Annotated in this window: 21 protein-coding genes; 7 read left to right on the top strand and 14 right to left on the bottom strand. The window is 69.9% G+C overall.

Annotated elements, in window-relative coordinates; translation table 11 throughout:
• Window positions 1-6: 6 nt before the first annotated feature.
• The 10 genes from QSK32_RS42720 to QSK32_RS42675 all read right to left on the bottom strand — a co-directional run bounded on the left by QSK32_RS42720 (window position 7) and on the right by QSK32_RS42675 (window position 9167).
• A complete protein-coding gene (locus QSK32_RS42720; RefSeq protein WP_285475227.1) occupies window positions 7-441 on the bottom strand; it encodes a DUF6093 family protein in 435 nt (144 codons plus the stop codon).
• The gene (locus QSK32_RS42715; protein ID WP_285475226.1) at window positions 441-1103 is read right to left on the bottom strand and encodes a hypothetical protein; all 663 of its coding nucleotides are present in this window, start codon (window positions 1101-1103) and stop codon (window positions 441-443) included. The genes QSK32_RS42720 and QSK32_RS42715 overlap by 1 nt, the downstream gene beginning before the upstream one ends.
• Entirely contained in the window at window positions 1100-3115 is a 2016-nt protein-coding gene (locus tag QSK32_RS42710) for a hypothetical protein (protein WP_285475225.1), read from the bottom strand. The genes QSK32_RS42715 and QSK32_RS42710 overlap by 4 nt, the downstream gene beginning before the upstream one ends.
• An 811-nt stretch (window positions 3116-3926) precedes the next feature.
• On the bottom strand, window positions 3927-4448 hold the full coding sequence (locus QSK32_RS42705; RefSeq protein ID WP_285475224.1) for a hypothetical protein: 522 nt from the start codon (window positions 4446-4448) through the stop codon (window positions 3927-3929).
• Between the two features lie 74 nt (window positions 4449-4522).
• A complete protein-coding gene (locus tag QSK32_RS42700) occupies window positions 4523-4918 on the bottom strand; it encodes a hypothetical protein (protein WP_285475223.1) in 396 nt (131 codons plus the stop codon).
• Between the two features lies 1 nt (window position 4919).
• Entirely contained in the window at window positions 4920-5363 is a 444-nt protein-coding gene (locus tag QSK32_RS42695) for a hypothetical protein (protein WP_285475222.1), read from the bottom strand.
• 105 nt (window positions 5364-5468) lie between these two features.
• Complete coding sequence (locus QSK32_RS42690; protein ID WP_285475221.1) at window positions 5469-5948, bottom strand: hypothetical protein; 480 nt, start codon at window positions 5946-5948, stop codon at window positions 5469-5471.
• Window positions 5948-7147 carry a phage major capsid protein gene (locus tag QSK32_RS42685; RefSeq protein WP_285475220.1) on the bottom strand — a complete coding sequence of 400 codons (1200 nt, stop codon included), beginning with the start codon at window positions 7145-7147 and terminating at the stop codon, window positions 5948-5950. The genes QSK32_RS42690 and QSK32_RS42685 overlap by 1 nt, the downstream gene beginning before the upstream one ends.
• 49 nt (window positions 7148-7196) lie before the next feature.
• The gene (locus QSK32_RS42680; protein ID WP_285475219.1) at window positions 7197-7571 is read right to left on the bottom strand and encodes a capsid cement protein; all 375 of its coding nucleotides are present in this window, start codon (window positions 7569-7571) and stop codon (window positions 7197-7199) included.
• Window positions 7572-7670: 99 nt separating this feature from the next.
• Complete coding sequence (locus tag QSK32_RS42675; RefSeq protein ID WP_285475218.1) at window positions 7671-9167, bottom strand: hypothetical protein; 1497 nt, start codon at window positions 9165-9167, stop codon at window positions 7671-7673.
• Window positions 9168-9235: 68 nt separating this feature from the next.
• On the opposite strand from QSK32_RS42675, the gene QSK32_RS42670 reads away from it, so the two are divergent.
• The 3 genes from QSK32_RS42670 (at window position 9236) to QSK32_RS42660 (ending at window position 10898) form a co-directional block, all read left to right on the top strand.
• Entirely contained in the window at window positions 9236-9424 is a 189-nt protein-coding gene (locus QSK32_RS42670; RefSeq protein WP_285475217.1) for a hypothetical protein, read from the top strand.
• Window positions 9425-9643: 219 nt separating this feature from the next.
• Window positions 9644-10627, top strand: coding sequence for a hypothetical protein (locus QSK32_RS42665; protein WP_285475216.1), 984 nt, complete (start codon window positions 9644-9646; stop codon window positions 10625-10627).
• 4 nt (window positions 10628-10631) lie between these two features.
• Complete coding sequence (locus QSK32_RS42660; RefSeq protein ID WP_285475215.1) at window positions 10632-10898, top strand: hypothetical protein; 267 nt, start codon at window positions 10632-10634, stop codon at window positions 10896-10898.
• Here QSK32_RS42660 and QSK32_RS42655 read toward each other — a convergent pair.
• A complete protein-coding gene (locus QSK32_RS42655; protein WP_285475214.1) occupies window positions 10887-11132 on the bottom strand; it encodes a hypothetical protein in 246 nt (81 codons plus the stop codon). The genes QSK32_RS42660 and QSK32_RS42655 overlap by 12 nt on opposite strands.
• Before the next feature lie 337 nt (window positions 11133-11469).
• Between QSK32_RS42655 and QSK32_RS42650 the strand changes: the two genes are divergently transcribed.
• The 4 genes from QSK32_RS42650 (at window position 11470) to QSK32_RS42635 (ending at window position 13097) form a co-directional block, all read left to right on the top strand.
• Window positions 11470-11727, top strand: coding sequence for a hypothetical protein (locus QSK32_RS42650; RefSeq protein ID WP_285475213.1), 258 nt, complete (start codon window positions 11470-11472; stop codon window positions 11725-11727).
• A gap of 128 nt (window positions 11728-11855) precedes the next feature.
• Window positions 11856-12104: a hypothetical protein gene (locus tag QSK32_RS42645; protein ID WP_285475212.1), complete on the top strand. Its 249-nt coding sequence runs from the start codon at window positions 11856-11858 to the stop codon at window positions 12102-12104.
• A 124-nt stretch (window positions 12105-12228) separates the two neighbouring features.
• On the top strand, window positions 12229-12411 hold the full coding sequence (locus tag QSK32_RS42640; protein WP_285475211.1) for a hypothetical protein: 183 nt from the start codon (window positions 12229-12231) through the stop codon (window positions 12409-12411).
• Window positions 12408-13097 (top strand): hypothetical protein, encoded by a 690-nt coding sequence (locus QSK32_RS42635; RefSeq protein WP_285475210.1) that lies wholly within the window; start codon window positions 12408-12410, stop codon window positions 13095-13097. The genes QSK32_RS42640 and QSK32_RS42635 overlap by 4 nt, the downstream gene beginning before the upstream one ends.
• On the opposite strand, the gene QSK32_RS42630 is transcribed toward QSK32_RS42635, so the two are convergent.
• The 3 genes from QSK32_RS42630 to QSK32_RS42620 all read right to left on the bottom strand — a co-directional run bounded on the left by QSK32_RS42630 (window position 13081) and on the right by QSK32_RS42620 (window position 20618).
• Window positions 13081-14205 (bottom strand): phage minor head protein, encoded by a 1125-nt coding sequence (locus QSK32_RS42630; protein WP_285475209.1) that lies wholly within the window; start codon window positions 14203-14205, stop codon window positions 13081-13083. The genes QSK32_RS42635 and QSK32_RS42630 overlap by 17 nt on opposite strands.
• Before the next feature lie 202 nt (window positions 14206-14407).
• Window positions 14408-14650: a hypothetical protein gene (locus tag QSK32_RS42625; protein WP_285475208.1), complete on the bottom strand. Its 243-nt coding sequence runs from the start codon at window positions 14648-14650 to the stop codon at window positions 14408-14410.
• Window positions 14651-14825: 175 nt separating this feature from the next.
• The gene (locus QSK32_RS42620; protein WP_285475207.1) at window positions 14826-20618 is read right to left on the bottom strand and encodes an ADP-ribosyltransferase; all 5793 of its coding nucleotides are present in this window, start codon (window positions 20616-20618) and stop codon (window positions 14826-14828) included.
• Between the last annotated feature and the right edge of the window lie 3 nt (window positions 20619-20621).

The following is a 20621-nucleotide window of genomic DNA, read 5'->3' as shown; positions in this document are numbered from 1 at the left end:
GCCAGCTCACCCCCGGATCGTCGGCCGGTACACGTCGGCACCGAGGTTGCGCTGCAGAATCTGGGTCGCGGTCGGGACGTCCACCACGTGCAGCACCAGACCGGCCTGCAGCGGATCAGGCGAGCACACGACCTCGACCAGATCGTCCACAAGCGGGACGTCGCCCAGGTCGACCGGTACGGCGACCAGGTAGTTCCCGGTCACGAGCCGGGCGCCGGCCTCCGACGCCGCAGGCGAGAGCCCACCGCGGTTCTGGACCCGGCCCGGCCCCTCGTAGTACACCCGCGCCGGGACCACCGGCGTCCGGCCCGACACCGGGTCCCGGGTACCGAGCGTCTCCGGCCGGCTCACCCGGACTGTGGCTTCCATGCCGCCGGTCACGAGCCGGGTGTGGTGCTGCTGCCACCTCGGGTGGATCATCCGGGTGTTCGCCAGCGGCATCAGTACCCGCCGCCGTACCAGGCCCGCGGCCCCAGGTCCACGAAGTCGAATCCGAACCCGTCGTCGATGTCCGCGCCGGCCGGGTCCTCACGGTCGGCTTGCTCCCGCAGCGCCTTCGCCCGGGTCCGCAGGTCCGCCGACACGGCCGGGCCGTCCGTGCTGAGGTCCTGTGTGCTGATCTTCTTCGCGACCAGGGTCTCCGAGGTGGCGATCGACTCCAACTGCGCGGCCGCCGCCCGCTTCAGGTTCCCGCCCTCTAGGGCGAGGAACGCGAGCAGCTCGGCGTCGGTGTGCAGCGGGAACGCCACATCCGTGTCTGTCGTCAGCAGCCGGATCCGGCCGACGTCCGACGACAAGTCCGTCGTGATCGGCGGCGCCCCGGTCACATCCGGGCTCACCACGAACTTCCCGGCGATCACCCCGTCGGCCGTACCCGACGACTGCACCCGCCACCCGTGCTGGCCCGACGCGGCCGCCTGGTACGACAGCCGGTACGTGCCCGTGCCGGTCTCGTGCGCCAGGACCATCGGCGCCGTGCCACCGGACGGCGTCGCCACGATGCCGGCCACCGTCGCATCCGGCACCGGCGTCCCGTCGAGGTCGGTGATGTCCCACTCGACGACGAACACCGACCCGATCCAGTACTCCCGGGCTGCGGTCACCACACACCTCCGATGATCCGGACCTGCGGCCCGTTCGGGATCCGGACCCGGCCGGACGAAGACGGATACACCCGGACCCGGCCGCCCGCCGGCCGCAGCCGCGCAGGAACCCGCACCACCACCAGCAACCCCACCGACTCGGCCACACCACGCACCCGGCCCTGCTGGCCGCGCCCTGCCTGGCCGTCGACGGCCAGCACCACCGTCGCCGCCGAACCACCACCAGCGGCACGCGTCACCGCGTCCGCCAGCACGACCGTCTCGGCCGCAGCCCGCGACCGCGCCACGACCCGCGCCCACCCGTCCGACACCGCCACCGCAGCCGACCCGGACGCCGTACCCGAACCGGTCCGCGACACCACGTCGGCCACGCCGAGCGCCTGGGCGACCGCCCGGGCCATCACCAGACCACCCCGGACCGCCGCGTCGGTCACCACCGCAGCCTCGGCCACCGCCCGGGAACGGCCGGCACCCGACCCGCCCACCGCATCCGACAGCCCCACCGCGGACGCACCGCCCGCAGTCGCGCCGGACGACCGCGACACCATGTCCGCCACGGGGAGGGCCTCGGCCACCGACCGTCCCAGCACCACGACCCGACCCAGCTGATCGGCCACCGCCGCAGCCTCGCCGACCGCACGCGCCCGGCCCGCCGGCCCACGGCCGACCGCATCTCCGACGGTCACCGACTCGACCACACCGACCAGACCGGACCCGGTCCGCGACACCGCGTCCGCGAGCACCACGCCCTCGAACAGCGCACGCGCTCCGGACCACACCGACCGGACCGCCACGTCCACCACGCCGGCCGCCTCGGCCGCACTCCGGGCCCGGGCCACCTGACGGCCCACCGTGTCGGCCACGGCCAAGGCCTCGGCCACCGCACGAGCCCGCCCGGCAGCACCACGGCCGGTGGCGTCACCGACCACCACAGCCTCAGCCGTACCGCGCGTCAGCCCGGCCAGCCTGCCGACGACATCGGCCACCTGCACCGACTCCGCCGCACCCGACCCGCCGGCACTCTGCCGCGTAGCCACCACGCTCAGACCCACCGCCTCGGCCACACCCCGGGCCAGGACCAGCCCGGACCGCGCACCCTGGCCGTCGACGGCCAGGGCCTCACCAGCACCGGCCGCCCGGGAGAACGGGCCTCGGGCGACCACGTCGGCCACGGCCACGCTCTCCGTACCCGCCCGGACCAGCCCAATCGCCCGGCCGACCTGGTCGGCCACCGCGACCGCCTCGGCCACCGGACGTGGACGACCGAACACACCCCGGACCGGGCTGTCGACCGTCGCGACCGCCTCCGCGGCCGCGCGCGGCACCGCGCTGGTACGGCCCCAGGCGTCGGCCACCGTCAGGGTCTGCGCCACCGCCCGGCCCGCCATCGCCAGCACACCACGCGCCGGAACATCCCCAGCCGCCACGGCCTCGGCGACCGACCGCGACTGCGCCGGCGGTCCCGGCAGCCCCTGGTCGGTGATCAGCACGTCGTCCACGCGGATGTCGACGTTCGCCACCGACGCCACACACCCGACCGCCAGCTCGTCCACCGCGGCCGTACCGAAATCCGCCGCCGACGCGGTCAGCGTCTCGTCCGGCACCGACGACGCCGGGTTGTAGTAGATGTAGACGATCCCGGTCGCCGATGATCCGATACTCACGTCCCAGGCGATCCGCCACACGCTGCTGCCCAAGGTCATCGCCCCGGACGACGCGGCCACCGACGTGTTCGCCGCGTTACGCAGCTCGATCACACCCAGGTTGTTCACGCTGATGCGGAACGCCTGCGACACACCCGAGCGCACCCGCAGCAACGCCGTCTGCGACGGAGCCGCCGTGGGGGCGACCGTCATCCGGCCGTACACCCGCGACACCGGAGCACCCCACTCCGACGCCGACCACGTCGCATACGACTGCGCCGCCGTCCCGCCGGTCGTGTACCGCATCGCGAGCGACCCACGCGGAGCCGCCGAGTCGTACGTCAGCGACGCGCCCGAGCCGATCGTCACCGACCCGAACGCGACCCCGCCCACGCCGCTGTTGCCTGCCGAGACCGCAGTGCCCGATGGTTGGCCGGACTCGAAGGAGTGCCAGAGACGAGCCATGGTGCTGGGCCCGGATGGGGCAGACCTGGTGGACAGGACGATCGGATGCCCGTAGCTGATGGGAGACGACGCCGTAGCCACCGAGGTGCCCGAGAGCGCGGTCTGGTTGGCACCCCCGCCGGTCCAGTCCAAAACAGGAACCGAAACATCAGGCTGATCAAAGACCCACATCGCGCCGGCGCCGAGAGACAGCCACGATCCAAGCGAGAATGCATACCGTGGAAGGTCCGCTTCGGCCACGGGTCGGCTGAACCATCCAATGGCAGCAATGTCGCCGATCCAGGGAGAGGCGCCAGAAACCGCGCTACCGATTCGCGCACCTGTGAGCGCGTTAGCAGCGCCTAACGCGCTGGAGGTTCCGGTGCTCGTGGTTGGCACGCCGCTGCTGTAAGGCATGGTGCATCGGCGCTGGCTTCCTGACCCCTGGGTCTTGGAACACGCAATGAATGCCCAACCGGTTGATGCATTCATATTGTGGGTACTGGACCAGTTGGCTGCGCCGCCCTCAATGCGAGTGCGCCACACCCCCGATGACTGAAGCTCGAACCACAGGCCGTTTAACGCATTCTGGATTCCCGACGGCGCCTGGTTGGAGGCCACCGACCCAACCCGGGCAATGGCCAACATCGTCCATTGATCGATAGTAGGTAATTGGCCGGTGGAAACGGTGATGGCCCCGGAGCCCCCGAAATTCCGTGGCATGACGACTCCTTGTTCAGGTCGTGGTGTAGCTCAGTGCCACCTGTACAAGTTCCGCATCATTCGTAGCTGTATCCGATCCGTCAGCAGCAGCACGCGCGACGCGAACCACCACGAAGTCCCCTGCTGCGAGAGAGTCCGCGTTGGTCAGCGTGATCGACGTCTCGGCCAGGTAGCCGGCCGTGCCCGGCACCGTCGTCGTCCCCGTGTTTGCGCTCGCGAAGTCTTGGGCGTCGACGTCCTGTGCGTCGCCCGGCGTCGTGGCCGAGACCCGCACGTCCCATACCACGCCACCCGACGTTGCGGAGGCCATCTTGAACTGGACCTTCGCCACTGGGGAGGAGGCGTAGTCGTCGGGCATCCGGAACTGCCAGCAGCACCACTCTTCGCTGGACGCGTCGAACGCGAGCTGGAGGAAGTACACGCCGGGTGCGGTCGCGGATGACTTGGTCATCTGCATCGCCGGGGCAAGGTTGCTGGACGTCCCGTCAGGCAGTGTCGCCGCGCCGGGGGACAGGATGATGGAACCGGTGGCCATGCTGCTGCTCCGTCAGGCTCGGCGGGTAAGAGGGGCGGGCGTCGGCCCGCAAGCGCGGGCCGACGGGTGCCAGGTCATGACACCGTTACGGTGACCGTGATCGTGGTGTTGTCGCCGGAGGCCGAGAACGTTGCCGACGGGGAGAGCAGCGACGAGTAGACCATCGTGCCGCTCGACGACGCGTTCAGGACGGCGACCTTGTTGACCGTCACCGGATATGAATCAGATCCATTTCCGGTGAACGTCTTGGTCAGCGTGTACGTCGCCGCCCCGGTGGTGTGCGCGTACGTCCCGACCGCCCGCACCAGACCACCACCCGCCGTGGTGATCTCACCGGTCAGCGTCGTGTCACCCGCAGACGGGGACGTGTTGTTCGCGGTCAGCGCGATGTACTGCGCCGCCGCCGGACGCGAACCGGACGCGTCTCCGAGAGCGCCGCACACGAAGTCACGGCCTGCAGTGTGCAGCATGTCAGCCCTTACCCTTCGTCTCGCCGGCCACCGCGGCGGTGTCGGTGGTGTACGGACCGTGCATGACGTCCGGGTCCTCCGGCTCGCGGACCTCGACCCCGCCGAAATGCTCGGCGAGCAGGCTCGCGTACGCGCCGCTGGTCGACGCCACCCACGCCGGCGCGGACGCGTCGGACATGTGCGGCCACGCCTTGACGACGGTGCCGACGCCCTCGAGGAGCGGGGTGCCGCCGGGGATGTTGAGGAAGGTGCACGCCTTCTTCATCGGGATCGCCCGCCGCACCTTGGGCTCGCCCTGCTGGGCGAGTTCGGTGTCGGTCATCGCCGCGAGGCGCTCGTGGTCGGTGACCTCTTCGACCGCCTGACGGTTACCGAGCCACACCCTCACGTCGGGACTCGGCTCCGGGCTGTCCTTGCTGGTCGCGCTGGTGCTGGTGCTCGCCACCGCGCTCCTCCTGTCTGGAGTGTGTGGGCAGCGGCACCCACAGCCCCGGGCAGGCGGGGTTGTGGGTGCCGCTGGGATCAGATGCCGCGCCCCGGCCGGGCCGGCTTACTCGCCGTCGGCGCTGCCGGTGGCGGGTTTCGGCTTCCCCGCCCGGCGCGGGGTACGGCGCCGAGTACCAGGCGCCGGCGCGGCGGCCGGGCCGTCGCCGGTGTTGCCGGGGTTCTCGTCCTCGCCCTCGGGCTGCTCGTCCAGGACGAAGGTGGCGTCGTGGCCGGGCCGGACCGGGGTGGGGCCGGAGTCGGCGGGGAGTGCGGGTTCACGCAGCAGCACGCCGTCCTCCTGTCCCTGCCGGTCGGTACCCGGCGCGGTTTGGCGGGGTGTGCCCGTCCCTGCCCGGGTGGGGCCGGGACGGGCAGCGCCCGTGCTGGTCTTGCCCGCCGCCGTGCTGGTGCCGGCCTGCTCGCCCCCGAGTGCGTCGAGCAGGTCGGCCAGCAGCTCGCACATGACGACGCCCACCGGGTCTCGTTCGAGGTCGATGGGCGTGATGTGCTTGAGGCGCTGTTGGAGCTGGTCGCGGCGGTTCATCAGGAGACGGAGGAACCGTCGCCCTTCGATGCGATGCCCATCCGGCTGTCCACGAACGAACCGCCAAGGATGTGTTGGACCTTGCGGTGCGCGTCACCGTGGTCGAACGACCACGCGACCTCGGCGCCGCCGCCGAACCGGCGCATGTCCGGCACCTTCTCGTACAGCGCCGGCTGCTCGTACCCGCGCAGGAAGCCCATCTCGGCGAGCGGCCGCGGGCCGTCCGGGGAAGCGAGCAGCCACCAGCTCGTGTCGGCGTTCGCGGTGGTCTGCACCGCCGGGAGCTGGAAGTTCACGCTGATGGACAGGTTCGCGGCGATGCCGTTACCCGAGATGTGCGTTTCGTTGCCCGAGCCGTCCTTGAGGATGTAGTTCGTGGCGTTGATGATGTCGTTCGCCGTCGCCCACAGGCCCGGGCCGACGACGAGGTTCACCGCGGTGATGACGATCGGGTTGCCCCGCTCGTCGGTCCGCTTCATCAGCCGGGTCAGTGCCGCCTGCAGACTCGCCCGGGTCAGCGCCGCATTGGACGCGGCGACGTTGTCGTTCGCCAGGTTGAAGTAGGAGGCGTTCGGGCCGGATGCGTCGGCGAGCAGCCGGGCGGCGAAGTACTCCTCGGTGATCAGCGCGGACTGCGCCAGGTCACCCGGCAGGCTCTCGTACAGGTCGAGGTCGTCGTTGACCATCGCCTCGAAGGAGAGACCGAAACCGGCCTCGTACTTGTCGACGGCGTACTCGTAGACGCCCTCGGCCGTGGTCCGTTCCGGGTGCTCCGCGAGTTCCGGCACGATCGTCAGACGGCCGGCGATACCCGTGTTGGTGAACCGCTTGACCTTGCGGAAGTCGTTCACCTTCGCCCGGCGGATGTACTTCGACCAGGTCGTCGGCGCCGCCAGGTACCGCGCGTACATCTGCCGGTCGATCGTGTCCGCGTGCAGCAGCGGGAACAGATCCGTCGACATCGCCTCGGTGAACTTGTAGATCGGCGTGCGGCCCTTGAGGATCGCCTCGACGAACTGCATCGCCTCGACGGTCGCCGCCTTGTACTTGTACGGGTTCCCGGCGATCTTCGGGTGGGCCATCGCCAGGGACCGCGAACCGCCCTTGACGTGGCCGGTGGAACCGAGCATGGCCCGGCCGGTCTCCGCGGCGGAATCGCCGAGCGACTCGACCACCGGGGTGAACAGAGAAGTACTCATGATGCTGTTGGGTGACCCTTCTTGGGTTGCGGTCAGAGGAGCAGCCGACTCAGACGAAATCGACGATGATGGCGCCCTTGGCGCCCGAGGCCAGGGCCTCCGCCGCGACGCCGAAGAACTTGCCGTTCGTGGCGTCCTTGTTGATGTTCGGGTTCGACGCGCCCGGGCTGTTGTCGTAGTACAGGTCGTCGCCCGCAGCGATCGCGTTGTTCGCCGACGCGTCGTAGCCGTGCGCGTTCACCCGCACCGACCCGACAAACTTGACCGTCCCCCGGCCCGTGGTCGCGTCCTGATCAGTCAGCAGGTAGCCCGGCCGCCGGCCGACCATGCACGGGTCACCGACCTTCCCGCCCGAGGCCGGGAAGGTCAGCTTGCGGTCGAGCTGCTCGCCGTGTTCGTGGACGATGAAGTCACGCTGTGCCATCGCGGAAATCTCCTTGTCTTGAAGTCACAGCCCCCACGCCGCCCGGCCACAAACGGCGCGGCGGGCAGCACCAGAAGCAGAAAGAGAGGGGGTGAAGGGTCAGGAGGCGTTGACCGCGATCACGGCGGCCTCACGCGTCATTCCGCGCCCCATGTAGATCCCGATCAGTTCCTCACGGTTCGCCGCGTCGGCAGCCCGCTCGGCCTCCGACAGCTGCACCACCGGGTTGGCCGGCATGAAGTCGAAGAACCCGCCCGGCGCCGACGCCGCGGTACCCGGGCCGGCGAACCCGGCCGGCATCCCCGAACCCGCACCCGCAGCAGCACCCGCACCCCGGACCCGGCCCACACCGGCCGACTCGAGGATCTGCGCCGCGTAGGCCCGCTCGGCGTCGATCGACGCCGACACCCGGCCCTTCAGCACGTCCTGGTCCAGAGCGCGGTCGGACTCCCGCAGCGGCAGCACCGCAGCGCCGTACTCTGCCCGGACCCGCGCCCGCGCCGGCTCCGGCAGATCCGACTCGGCCAGCAGCGCGTCCACGACCGGCCGGGCCGTCTCCGCCGCCCGGTACCGGGCCAGCTCGACCTCCGCCGCAGACGCGCGCTGCTCGGCGGCCTCGCGCGCCACGACCTCGGGGGACTTGTTCTCGGGCATGAAGCCCTCCTTCACGGTGGTGGGCGCGTTCGGCCCGGAATCGGCCGCCGGCAGGCTGCCGACGGAAGAAGAAGTAGATGGAGCGGCCGGGCCGGGCCCGGTGGCGTCCTCGGCCAGCAGCACCGGCCCGGGCATCTCGAGCGCGGGCAGCTCGGGCGCGGGGGTCTGCTCCCACGGGTGGCGCTGGTACAGCTGCGGGGCGCCCACCTCGAGACGGCCGACGAACACGGCCAGGGCGTCACCGATCGCCGACGAGAGCAGGATCCGCTCGTCGCGCGTCAGGACCCCGTCGCCGTACATGCCGTCGGCGAGCTGGGTGAACTGCAGGTGGATCTGCGACTCGACCCGGGTACCGATCGACTCGGCCTCCCGTACGGCGGTCTCACCGGACCGGTCGGACTCCATCAGCGCGAGGATCCGGCCGCCGGCACCGGGGACCGTCACAAAGTCCACGCTGCGGCCGGAGGTGAGCGCCTCGATGATCAGCCCGTCGCGGCCCTCGGCCGTGCCGTACTCGCCGTTGCCCGTACCGTTGATCGAGACGCCGATCGTTTCCCACGCTTCACGGATCAGCGGCTGCCACGGCGCGAACACCCTGGCGGTGGTCCGCATGACCAGCCGGCCGTCGGCCTCACGGACCGGGTACGGGTCCTCCTCGAACACCGCGGCCAGCGTCCGCAGCGACCGCTCGGGAAGATCAGCGTCTTCGCTGGCCGTCGGATGATCGATGTACATCTGCGTGCCGGCCGGGTACTGCACCGGCACGTCACGCTCGAGGACCGTGTCGGGGTAGTACCGCGACCCCGACCGGTTCCACCCGGACCGGATGACGTCGATCGGGATCAGCCGGCCGGTCAGCTCCTTCGGCGCGGCGGTGACCGACCCCGACGCCTCCCGAAGATCGATGATTTCGCCGGCAACGGCCGGCGCCGGTGGAGACAATGCGACCTCCAGGCAACAAAGGCGCCGCCCCATCAGGGACGACGCCGAGAAGAAAGAGAGACAAGACTGTGGGCGAGCAGAAGCGGTACGGCGACAGCACCACCCGCCGCCTCGACCGGATCACCGCACGCGAATGGCACCAGCTCTACCTGGCCGTCCAGGACCGCATCGAGACGATCAGCCAGCAGCCGGCCAGCCCCGAACGCTCCGACGCCCTCGCCGCCCTGCGACCACTCCTCGAACGGCTCAGCCAGTAGCGACCATCGTCATCGGTGCCCTACGATCGGAGACGGCCGCCGCACCGCCGGCCAGGATCCAAGCCCAGCACCGCGCGCCTACGCCGTGCCAGCCGGGCGAGGAGGACGAAGGGGCGACGCCTCGCGGGCACCCTCATCGAAGACGCTGGCCCGTCATGCTGTCCGAGCACCGGCCGGAGATGAGCGTAGGACGTCCCCGGCAGACAAAGGTGATCCGGCATGACCGCCAACAAGCAGCTCAAGAAAGACGCCCGCGCGCTCGCCGCAGCCGAGGGCATCTCCTATCAGGAAGCCCTGTTCCGCCTCGACCCCGCCCGCGGGGACCGTCAGCTCGCCCAGCAGGCCGGCACCGTCGACCTCGACCGGATCGCCCGGGACCTCGCCGCCGTGTGGAACCGCGGGCGCACCGTCGACCCGTGGCCGTACGACCCTTACGACGACCCGAACGCCGAGCCGTGCACCGGCCACGGTTCCTGCCGGTGCGACAGCTGCCTCCACACGGAACACCGGGAGACCCGGAAGTGCCGTGTGGTCGTCCCGACCGACGGTCAGCCGTACGCCTGGTGCGCGAAACCGGCCCTGTGGCGGGTCATCCCGATCTGCATCCACAGCAGCGGCGTCATCAGGCAGGGATCGGACGGTGACCCGGACGCCGACAAGTTCGGCTCCGTCACCCTCGGCGACAACATCCAGCGCGACACCTGGACTCAGCTGTACGCCTGCTCCACCCAGCACGCCCGCCAGCTGATGAACGACACGAAGCAGAAACGCGACCGGGGCGACTGGCCGGGCCAGGGAACCGGGTGGTTCTACGAGGTCGAGCCCTACGTCTACCAACCCGACGTATTCGACGTCTCGACACCGCTGCACCTGATCGAGTCCCACGCCGACTCGATCACGTACTGGGCCAAGGCAGCTGCCCGAGCCCTGTTCGACGGTGACCGAAAGCAGCAGCAGTACGCCACCGAGGCTGTCCTGTCACACCTGGCCAGCGCAGTCGGCAGAGCCGCCCAGATTGGCCAGCAGCCCCCCGCTGAAAACGACGAGGACGACTACCCCAACGACCCGGGATACTACGGCCGGCCCGTCGACGACCCGGACGGCGAAGCCGCAGCGCTCACCCAGGAGCACGCCGATCACCTGAACGAGCTGGGATGGCACGACGAGCTGGGTGACCAGGGCCGGGACGAGACGAGACAATAGCCCGATGAGCCCCGATTTGATTGTCATCTACGCGTTCATCCTGCTGATGTTCTTCGGCGGCAGCATCATGGGGCTCGTCAAGCACATCCAGGGCCAGCGCCAGACGTTCAGACTGGACATGGAGAAGGAGAAGACCAAGCAGCTCCAGGCGCAAGCCCTGTCGGCCGAGCAGGCCAACATCGCCAAGGACCTGGAGCTCCGGCGAGCCGAAGCGGAGATCGCCCGGTTCGACCGGCGGCTCCTCGACGGCCCGGCCGCCTTATCCGAGTAGGCCAGTGACCAGGCCGGCCGCCGCCTTGCGGTAGCCCATGCACGGCCACGCCACCCGCGACCGGTCCGGGCTGCACGGCCAGCACAGCACCCCGATCTCTCCGTCCGCCCGGCCCGGCGCGTGCCCGGTCAGCACGCCCAGCCGGGCGGGGGAGACCAGGGCGGTGCGGGCGGCGGTGACGGTGAGGGTGTGCTGGAGCGTGGTGGTGAGGCCGGCGATGTTGACGAGCGCCATGGTGGGCACCTCCGGAGAACGACGAAGGCCTCCCCGTGGGGAGGCCTTCGGTGTCCTGTTGGCCGGGGAGAGAATGCCTACAATTCCTATTGACATTCAGATACATCATAGTGACGATTATGTTGTAAAATAATAATGTGTGTCACACACTATTGTTTATCGAACTGCAACTCGCTTACCTCTGAGCCTCGGCCCGGCGGTTCGATCGGAATCCCGAGAGAAGGACGCTGACAGAAGTGCTTCGCTGCGCAAGCAAACAGTGTTGTCCGCTCACTTCGAGATCGGCGAAGGCCCGTATCGTCCGACCTGACCGGCTCGTCGAACGAAGGAGCGAACCATGGCCAGCAACGCACCCGATCCCCTGGACGTCGGCACCATCCTCACCCGCGAGCAGCGCCTGGAGCAGCTCACCGCACGGGCCGACCGCCCGGCCGGCGAGCGCGTCGCCGTGCTGAGCGAGGAGGAGCTGCTCGTCGTGGCCGAGCTCCTGGACGAGCTGAACGCGATCACGAACCCGGACGGCGTCACCCGGGATGGCTGGGGCCGTCTGGCCAGGGTGATGGCGGTGCGGGTCTACGACCGGCTCGGCATCTAGCCGGCCTGCTGCGATGTCGGGGCGGTCAGGGTGACGCCCGGCTGGGCGACCGGTGTTGCGTCATTTTAGTTCGGCTGGATACCGTGGGGTGGTTCCCGCGTCGCACCCGCTCACCCCGGAGGCACCCGATGTCCGACCTCGTCCCGACCAGCAGCACGCCACCCGCGTCCGCGTTCCCGGCCACCACATCCGCGTTCACCTCGTTCACGATCGACTGCAGGATCGGCCCCCACGGCTTCCAATACCTGGCCACCCGCGACCGCGCAATCGTGCTCGCCGTCAGCGACTGGGACCGCGACGCCGGCATCGCGTGGGCTGACCTCACGGCCAAGCTCGCCCCGATGATCCTGCGGACCGCGAACCGCGCGATCAGCTGACCCAGCCCGTTCCTCCGAAGCCCCCGCGGCCTGGCGCCCGGGGGTTTCGGCGTGCCCGGCCCCGCCCGGGTGTCGCCTGCGCGGGTGTATTCGTTGTATGCCGCTGTCACCTAACGTCTTACGTGTGGAGCAGCGCAAACTCGGAAAACGGTCTCTGTCCGTCCGCGTCGGGCAAGACGGCTACCAGCACATCGAGGGCCGAGCCGGACGCGCCGATGTGGACGTCTCGCACATGGTCCGCCGGATGCTCGCCTACGCGGCCCAGCACATGCCCGAGGGCTGGGTCCCGCCTCGGGGAAAAGCATGATGGCCGGCGAGCTGCTCGTCTGGCGCCCGGCTCCTCTGCCCGTACCCCGCCAGTGGTTCACCAGGCGCTGGCGACGCCGGGTCAGGCAGCGATGGTACGCAGACCCGCCGGTCTTCGTCATGGTGGCCGGCCGGTGCGTCCGATGCGGGCTACCGTTCACCTCGCGGGTCAGCCAGCGGGCAGCCGCCGGCCAGGACCACCTCTTCTGCTCCACCACCTGCAAGAGCAGGATCAAGAAGAGACGCAAGAAGGCCAACCAGAGGGAACGGTTCCTCGAAACCCTGGTCGAGGACGCCAGCCCGCTGGTCCGCGTCGTGGCCCTGACCGCGTTGACCGTCTACCAGGAGATGGGTGGGGAGGCGGTCAGCGCGCTGAGGATGTGCATCGGGAAGCACCGCAACACCCTGGACCAGGCGAAGAAGGCCGCGCTCGATCTGAACCACAAGCACCTGGGGGCCGGCACGCCGGTGGCCACCGTATACCGCTGCCCGATCTGCGGGACCTACCACGTTGGCCGGGGCGAGCGGCTCGATGTGGAGCGGTACCAAAACGCCGGGCCATGGTTCGCGGCGCTGCTCGGTGAGGCTGGCCGGCTGGACGAGATGGTCGCTCTCCTCGAAACCGCTCCACGTGTTGGACGGGCAGAACTGACCGACCTGCTCACGGAGGCTACGACCTACTGGTGAAAACGTCCGAGCCGACCGATCTGCCCGGTTCTTGGCGGGCGGCGAGGAGTTCGAGCTGCCGGACGGTCCGGGGCACGTACGACGGCCGCCATCCGGGGTTGTCCTTGAGGACGGCCATGTCCTCGAGGGCGACCGCTCCCGTGCGGTAGAGGGCGTGCCGGGCGGGGCCGAGGATCGCGCGTTGCTCGGCGGCCGGCAGGGCCGCGAGGACCTGGTCGCCGCTGCGGAAGTCTTCGTCCGGCTCGTCGAGGTCGATGCCGAGCTCGCGCCACGTCTTGGTCAGGGGCAGGCGTGCGCAGCGGCCGGAGTGGTGGTCCCAGGGGCCGGGCTGGGACAGGGGCCAGACGGTGCCGTGCATCGCCCAGCAGCTCACGCAGGTCCGGCGGTCGAGGGCCGATGACCACCGCCATCCGCGCAGGACGTCGGCGTTGGCCGCGTGGACCTGGCCGGATGTTTCCCGGTAGGCGTCGAGGATCTCGCAGCGGGCGATGTTGACGGCGCGGGTGAGGCCGCCGTTGAAGGCGCCTTCGACCCGGCGGACCATGTCGCGTGCGGCTTCCTTCGGGTTGCGGCCGAGGGCGATGCCGGCGACCAGGGCGCGGTGCATGGCGGCGGTGGCGTCGGGGGTGAGGGGCCAGGTGAGGGAGGTGACCTGCTGGCGGACGCGCAGGACGATCGCCTCGAGGGCGGACGGCGGGACCATGGCCGCGTACCGTGCGATCGCCGTGGCGGTCAGGTGTGTGGGGAGCTGGGAGGCCATGATGCCCGGTTCGGCGTACAGGGTGGCGCGGATGACGGCTTCGGCGGCGGTCATGATCGTGGCGATGGTGGTGAGGGTGAGGCTGCTGAGGGCCTGGGTGGTGGCGGCGGTCGCGGCGGCGAGGTGGGGCAGGGAGTGGATCTGCCATGGTGCCGGCCAGGTGCCGTGCTGCGCGAGGTGGCTGATGAGCTGGTCGACGAGTTCGCGCCACAGGCCGGTGAGGGTGTCCCAGGCGTTCGTCCAGGCGGTGGTGAGCTGGCGGACGGCGTCGTCGGTGTGCCCGCCGGTGGTGCGGGTGAGTTGGTCGAGGAGCCAGAGGGTGCGTTCGGTGACGGCTATCTGATCCACCTCTTCCGATCTTCCGAGGTGGTGAGATAGTGTCGCGTTACCTGGTGTTGCGTGGTTCCGCATCTGCGGTGGCGGCTGGAGACCCGCTTCTTCGCCACGCGGTCAACATCAGGTCATGCAAGTAGGTAGGTGCAGTGGAAAAGGCGGGCGGGACGACCGGCCAGGGCCCGACACCCGGACCGGACGTCCCGCCCTTCCCCTCTTACGCCTTCTTCGCGAGCGAGGCCCGGTGCCGGCCGATCAGATCCAGCAACTGGTTCGACAGCAGGTCATCCACCGCGGCCGGCGCGGACCGCGCGGCGTGGTGCTCGGCGTAGTCCGACGGACCGCCCGGCCCGGCGTGCGGAGCCGAGTCGCCCGGGTCGGCCGGGACGCTGTCGGCGTGTTCCTCGGTCCAGGTACGGGTGGCGGCCGCTGCGGCGGCGAGCATCTGCTGCCGGTTCATCTCTGCTCTCCGCCGGTGCTGCCAGGGACCGGGCCAGCCGCCGGTTCGGCGAGGACCGGCGGCTGGTAGCCGCCGTCCATCCGGTCTACGAGTGAGCTGGCAGGTGGAACAGCGGTGACAGTGGCCGGCACCTCGTCGGTTGCCCACCTCTGGGCAAGGGAAGCCGGTTTCGCTTTCATGCGATCACCTCGATGTCTAGGACCCGGATACCGTTTTCGTCGACTCCGTGGTCGGCTACCACGCGACGACGCTGGCCGCGGGCGGTCAGGATTTCGGCTTCATGCTGGAAATCAAGCCATACCTCGTCGGGACGCCCCATCGGGGATACCTGGACGCCGGGAGAGCCCTTGGGCAGCAAGATCCTCATCATGACCGGCGGCATGTCGGGTTCTTCCATCTGGGCGACTTGGGCGAACTGGCTGGCGACTCGGACGTCGGCGGTGGTGGAGGCGAAGGCCGAATCCTCCCACTCCATCCCGGTGACGTCGGGCCCCCAGGCGTCACCGAAGATTTTCCCCGGGTCTTTGATCGTCCGGTAGACCAGTACGTCTTTCGGCAACGGCGAGGCAGCCATCGCATCGTCGATCTTCTTCACCACATCGGTGATCTCAGGACCGCCATCAGCGGTACCACGCAGGTAGGAGTTGATCTCGGAGAACGCCTCGCCCTGGTATGTGGCCAGTGCATCCCCGATTACAGCGCTCTGGGATTCCGACCAGCCGGAAGGCACAGAAATGGGGACCCCGGACCCGAACCTGACGGGAACAGAATCAAGGCCGCCCTGACCCTGTGCAGCCTTCTTCGCTGCGGCATCCCAACCAGAGGCTGTCATCCCACCGGACACAACGCCACCCGGCGCTGGGCCGGCAGCGGGAGTTTCCTGCCCGGCGGGTACCGCGGTACCGTTTCCACCAGCCCGGGCAGGGGCGGGCGCGGCTTCCTGTTTGCCCGCCTGCTGTCCAGCGCCGGCCTTCGGCAACACGCGGACGTCGATCTGGCGGATCCCGTCGACCACACCGCGGTCGGTTACGACCTCGATCTCGTGGCCGCGGTCGATGAGGATCTCGGCCTCGGACGGATCACGTGGGTCGTAGAGGTCGATCGCCTTGGTGCCGGCAGGGACGGCCACCCGCATCTGGACGGGGTCTTCGCCGCGGGAGAACGGGGCGATCGCGCCGGTGTCGGTGGACGTCGACAGGAAGCCGTCCTCGCGCCAGCGCATGCCGGTCAGGTCGCCGTCGAGGCGGTCGCCGAACATGGCCCGGGACTGCCGGACCCCGCGCAGGACGGTGATGTCGGCGTTCAGTTCCGAGCCGGTCATCGCGTCGTCGATCCCGGCGATCGCCTGCTGGGTCTGGGCGTTGCCCGGACCGCCGGTCCGCAGCGCGCCGTTGATCTGTTTGAAGTCAGTGCCGTTGCGAGAGTCCTGGTAGCCCTCGAGGCCTGCGCGCTGGTCGTCGGTCAGGTCGCTGCCGGGCCGGTGCGGGCCCTTCGGGATGGCTGCGGAGACTGCGGCCCGGTCGATCTCGGCGGAAGCCGGCGCCGGGACGGCCGGTTGCGCCGGGGTGGGCAGACCGGTGCCCACCGTCGTCTCGCTGGGCGCAGGCCCGGACGGGGTCTCTGGTGCCGTCTGCGGGACGGCCCCCTCCCCGGCGGACAGGCCCTGCTGGTGCTTGTCACGGATGACGTCCGGTTTGAGGTCGTCGCGCCGGTCCGGGTCCGCGTACTGGGCCTCGAGGTCCGCGACCGCACGGGCCACCGCCGTGTCGATCTCCAGTTTTCCTTCGCGGGACTCGTGCCGCCGGTTGTGGGCCTTCTGCCTGACCTGATCGGCCAGACGACGGCCGGACATCCCGCCCTTGTCCCATTTGGCCAGAGCCTGCGACAGGGCGTCGGTCTCCATGCCGTCACGGCGGACCAGGGGGATCGCCCACAGCTGGTCCATCAGCTTGCGCAGGGCGTCCGGGGTCGAGTCCGGGACCTCCGGTGCCGGGCCGTCGGGAGCGTCGAGACCGATGACCGCCAGTTGCACGGCCCGCTTACCGGGCCCGTCTGGCAATCGGCCCGCGAGCGTCTTGAGCTGGTCGAGCTGGGCCTGGGCGGGCAGACGTCCCATGACGGTGTCGGTGGCCAGCCGGCCGAGGTGCTCGGCCAGCGGCAGGCCGTCGACGTCGAGCATCCGGTCGTCGCCGAGCATGCCGACGGCCTGGCCGATCTCGCCGTCGGCGTGGAACGCGACCGGGCTGTCGGGGTCGACGCCCCACTTGTTGTCCGACAGCGGCTGGGTGCTCATGACCCGCGGCAGCGGGCCACCCGGCTGGACCGTCGGCACGTCGGGCACTCCCGCATCGGCGGGGGCCTCGGGTGCGGGGGCGGGCGGCGCTGCCGGGAGCTGGTTCTCCGCAGTACCGGGCGTGGGGGTGATCTCCACGTCGGCGGCGTCGAAGATGACGAGCTGGGACCCGCCGATCTCGGCGCCCAGCTCGTCGTCCATGACAGGCTGGTGCACGTACACCGAGTCGTACCCGGCGGCCTTCAGCCGGGCGGTGATCTCTTCCGGGCCGAGGTCCTCGAGGCGTTCGGCCAGGCCCTCGTCGGCCATCCGGTCGATCAGCAGATAGGTACCGTCCGAGCCGTCCGGTGCCACGTCGACACGGAACGGGTTCTTCACCCGGGACTGAGCGGTGAACTGCAACTCCGCCTGGTTCTCCGGGGAGTCGATCTCCGAGTAATAGAGGTCAGCTGCGTCCTTGTTCGTGGACAGGTAGATTCCACGGCCGAATACTGCGCCGTACGTGCTGCCGTCGCCTACCTTGAGGCCTTCGTTGCGGATCGAGGCCGCCGTGGCCTTCGTGGAGGCCGCGTGCCATAGCTGCGGCCACGTCACCGGCCGCGGGTCGGCCTCGGCCTGGGCGGACTTCGGCGCGGTGACCTGGGCGGTGTCGAGGCGTTTGACGCCCGACCAGGAGGCGTCGAGCATCAGCTGCTTGCCTGGCCACATCGCGGCGCGGCCGCTCCCGGACTCTGGTGTCCAGCCGACCATGGCCCACTCCATCGGAGTGGGCATCTCGTCGAGCGAGGCCGCCTGCGTAGTCCGGTCGACAAGGCCCTGCATCGCGGTAACGGTCGCGTCGTCCCACGTGCCGTCCTTGCCGCGGTTGGCGATCAGGCCGGCGGCATCATTGCCGATAGATTCGGCGGAATCGGTGTTGGCGAAATCGAAGCCGGCACGTGCCCAGGCGTAGCCGCCGACGTCGAGATTGGCGCTGAGGCCCACTTTGGTGAAGCCGTGAGCGGCCGCGAATTGCTCGTTGCGGGCAGCGAAACGGTTCGCGAAGCCCGACCCCTGGACAGTCTTGTGGAGGCGCAGGAGTTCGTTGAAGAGTTGCGGCTCTTCGCCCCGCTGCAGAGCAAAAGCCCGGATGGCCTGGCCGACATTGTCGCCGTCGGCGTTCGTCAGGTCGAGAGTGACCATGATCTGGTCGGACAGAACGCGGACGCCGTTAGGGGCCATCGAGGCAGTGATGCCGCTCGTGGGATCGGCGAAGTGCATGCGCTCGCCCAGGAACTGCCCCAGCTTCTCGGTGTCCTGGGCGCTGAGGCCGTTGTCCTGCATGCCGCGCAGGACCTCGGAGATGCTGAGCGCGTCACCGGGAAGATCACCGGCTGTTGCGGGGCGGAGCGGGTCCACGTTGTCCGCATCGGCAACGGCGTTCGACGTGCTCTTTTCTCCGGCTGCGGCTCGGGCGAGTTGAAGCGCCCGTTCACGTCCGGACTTGGAGAAGGAGATGAGGTGCATCTCGTCTTCTTCAGTGGAGATCGCGGCTTCCTCATCGCGTTCGTCCGGGTCCAGCGAGGCCGACAGGACCGCCCCGGGCCGATCGAGGATCTTGGCGATTTCGGCGTCGAATTCCTCGTGGGAGAGCACGTCCACGCGGGTGCGGAGTTCGCTGAGCGGCACGGTGGTGCCGTCGGCGGCGGCCAGTCCCCGTTCGGCGAGATAGGCATCGGCGGCACCGCGGATTTTCGCTTCGGGGCTGGCCAGATATTCGAGTGCCGACATGAGCTCGGGGGTTTCGTCGCCTCGCGCCTGGTTCTGGTCGAGAAGGTCGAATGCCCTGTTCAGCAGGTTCTCCGGCGGTCCGCCATCGTTGATGAGCGCCACGAGTTCCTGGCCGATGGCCTGGGCGAGTTTCTGATCGTCCGTCACAGCGACCTGGGTGCTGTCTGCATCGACTGGCTGCTGGCCGGGTTCGTCGGCAGCCGGTTCCCCGGTGGTTTGTGTGGCAGGGCCGTCTTCGCCGTCACCTCGGCGGTCGGGTTCGTTGGTGGAGATCAGGTGCTTGGCCTCGGGGCCGATGACGATCGCCGCGTCGAGTTCGTCCTGGGACAGCTCGTTGCGGGCTGGGTCCGGCTCGAGGCGGATTCGGCGTTCCCGGTCGAGGCGGCGCAGTTCGGCGTCGGTGTCCTCGCGGGACATGCCGGGCAGCTGGTCGCGGACCTTTGCCAGAGGAACCAGGTCGCCGGGCTTGCGGCCGTCGGCGGTCAGGGCGTCGTGGATGGCGTCCATGATCTGGTCGGCGGGTGCGACAGCCTGCTCTTCGGGCGCTTGTGGGGCAGAGTCGTCCTGGCCGTCGGCGGCCGCGGGCGTCCCGGGGGTCCCGGGGGTCCCGGGTTCCGGAACTTCGGTGGGCTGGCTGTCGTCGCGGTCGGTGCTGGGCGTCTCCGGGGCACTGGCCGCGGGCACGTCTACGGTAGGAGCGGCATCGCGGTCGCGGTCGTCCTGGGGGCCCATCTCGTCTTCGATGAGGGCGTCGACGAGCTGGGCCTTACGCATCCGGCCGGGCTTGAGGCCGCGTTCGCGCATCTGCTCCTTGAGCTCCGGGACGCGGAGCTTCATCAACTGGGCGCGGTACTCGTCGGCGGTCAGGTCCGGCTGCGGCTCGTCGGCGTCCGCGGGCGCGGGGGCGTCGCCGGGCAGGGTGGTGCCGGCCGTCGTGTCCTCGGGCGCCTGCTCCGTGCCGTCCTGGCCCTCGCCGTCGTCGTTTTGGGCGGGACCGGGAGCGGCAGTCCCCGTTTTTCCGCCGCTCCCGGTGCCCCCGCCCCCGGGCGCAGGGTCCTGCTGGCCCTGGCCGGAGTCTTCAGCAGCGTCCAGTTCGGTCTGCTGCTGGTCGTCGTTGGCGGGCTCGGGCTCAGGCGCGCTGGCCGGGCCGTCCCCGCTGGTGGTGGTGTTCGTGTCTTCGCTGCCAGGGGCGGCCGTGGTGCCGTCGTCCACCGTGGTGGTGTCCTGGTCGCCGTCGTCCTGCTTGCCCTTGCCTTTCGGCTTGGCGGGGGTGTCGGTACGGGGGATGACCACGCCGTGGAGGTCCCAGCCGCCGGCCGGGTTCTCGGTTGCGCCGGTGATGGCGATTTCGGTGTCGCGGGCGAGGAGGACTTCGCCGGCGTCGTCGTTGATGTAGGCCTTGGTGCCGGCGGGTGCGGCGATGTGCATGGTGACCATGCCGGGTGCGGACGGCCCGGGCCGGTCCACGCTGGTGGAGGCGGGGGCGGCGTCGCGCATCTTCATGCCGACCAGGTCGGAGCCGGGGATCTCGTTGAACATCTTCGACGGGACGACGCGGCGCAGGACGATGTCTTCGGGGAGGTCGGTGAACGCGGCGTCGAGCTGGTCGATCGACTCGACGGGCTTGCCGGAGCGTAGGGCGGGGTTGGTTTCCTTCCAGCCGCCGGCAAGGTATCGGCCGATCGCGCCGCCTTCAGCGGACGGGGTGGCGGCGGAGTTGCGCTGCAGCCACTCGCCGGCAGCGTCGGGGCTGCTGATCTCGGCCGGTTTGAAGCCAGCCATGCCCTGTTGGGCGCGTTTGCGGTCCTTGCCGGTCATCGCCTTGGTGGCGGACCGGATGAACCGGCCTTTCGAGTCGCGGGGGTGTGCTGCCGGGTTCCAGGTCGCCTTACGCTTCGCGGCCACCGG

The organism is Actinoplanes sp. NBRC 101535 (assembly GCF_030269225.1).
GTDB classification, from domain to species: domain Bacteria; phylum Actinomycetota; class Actinomycetes; order Mycobacteriales; family Micromonosporaceae; genus Actinoplanes; species Actinoplanes rectilineatus.
Note: the sequence above shows the minus strand (reverse complement) of the source record. Positions and strands in the feature narration are given on the sequence as shown.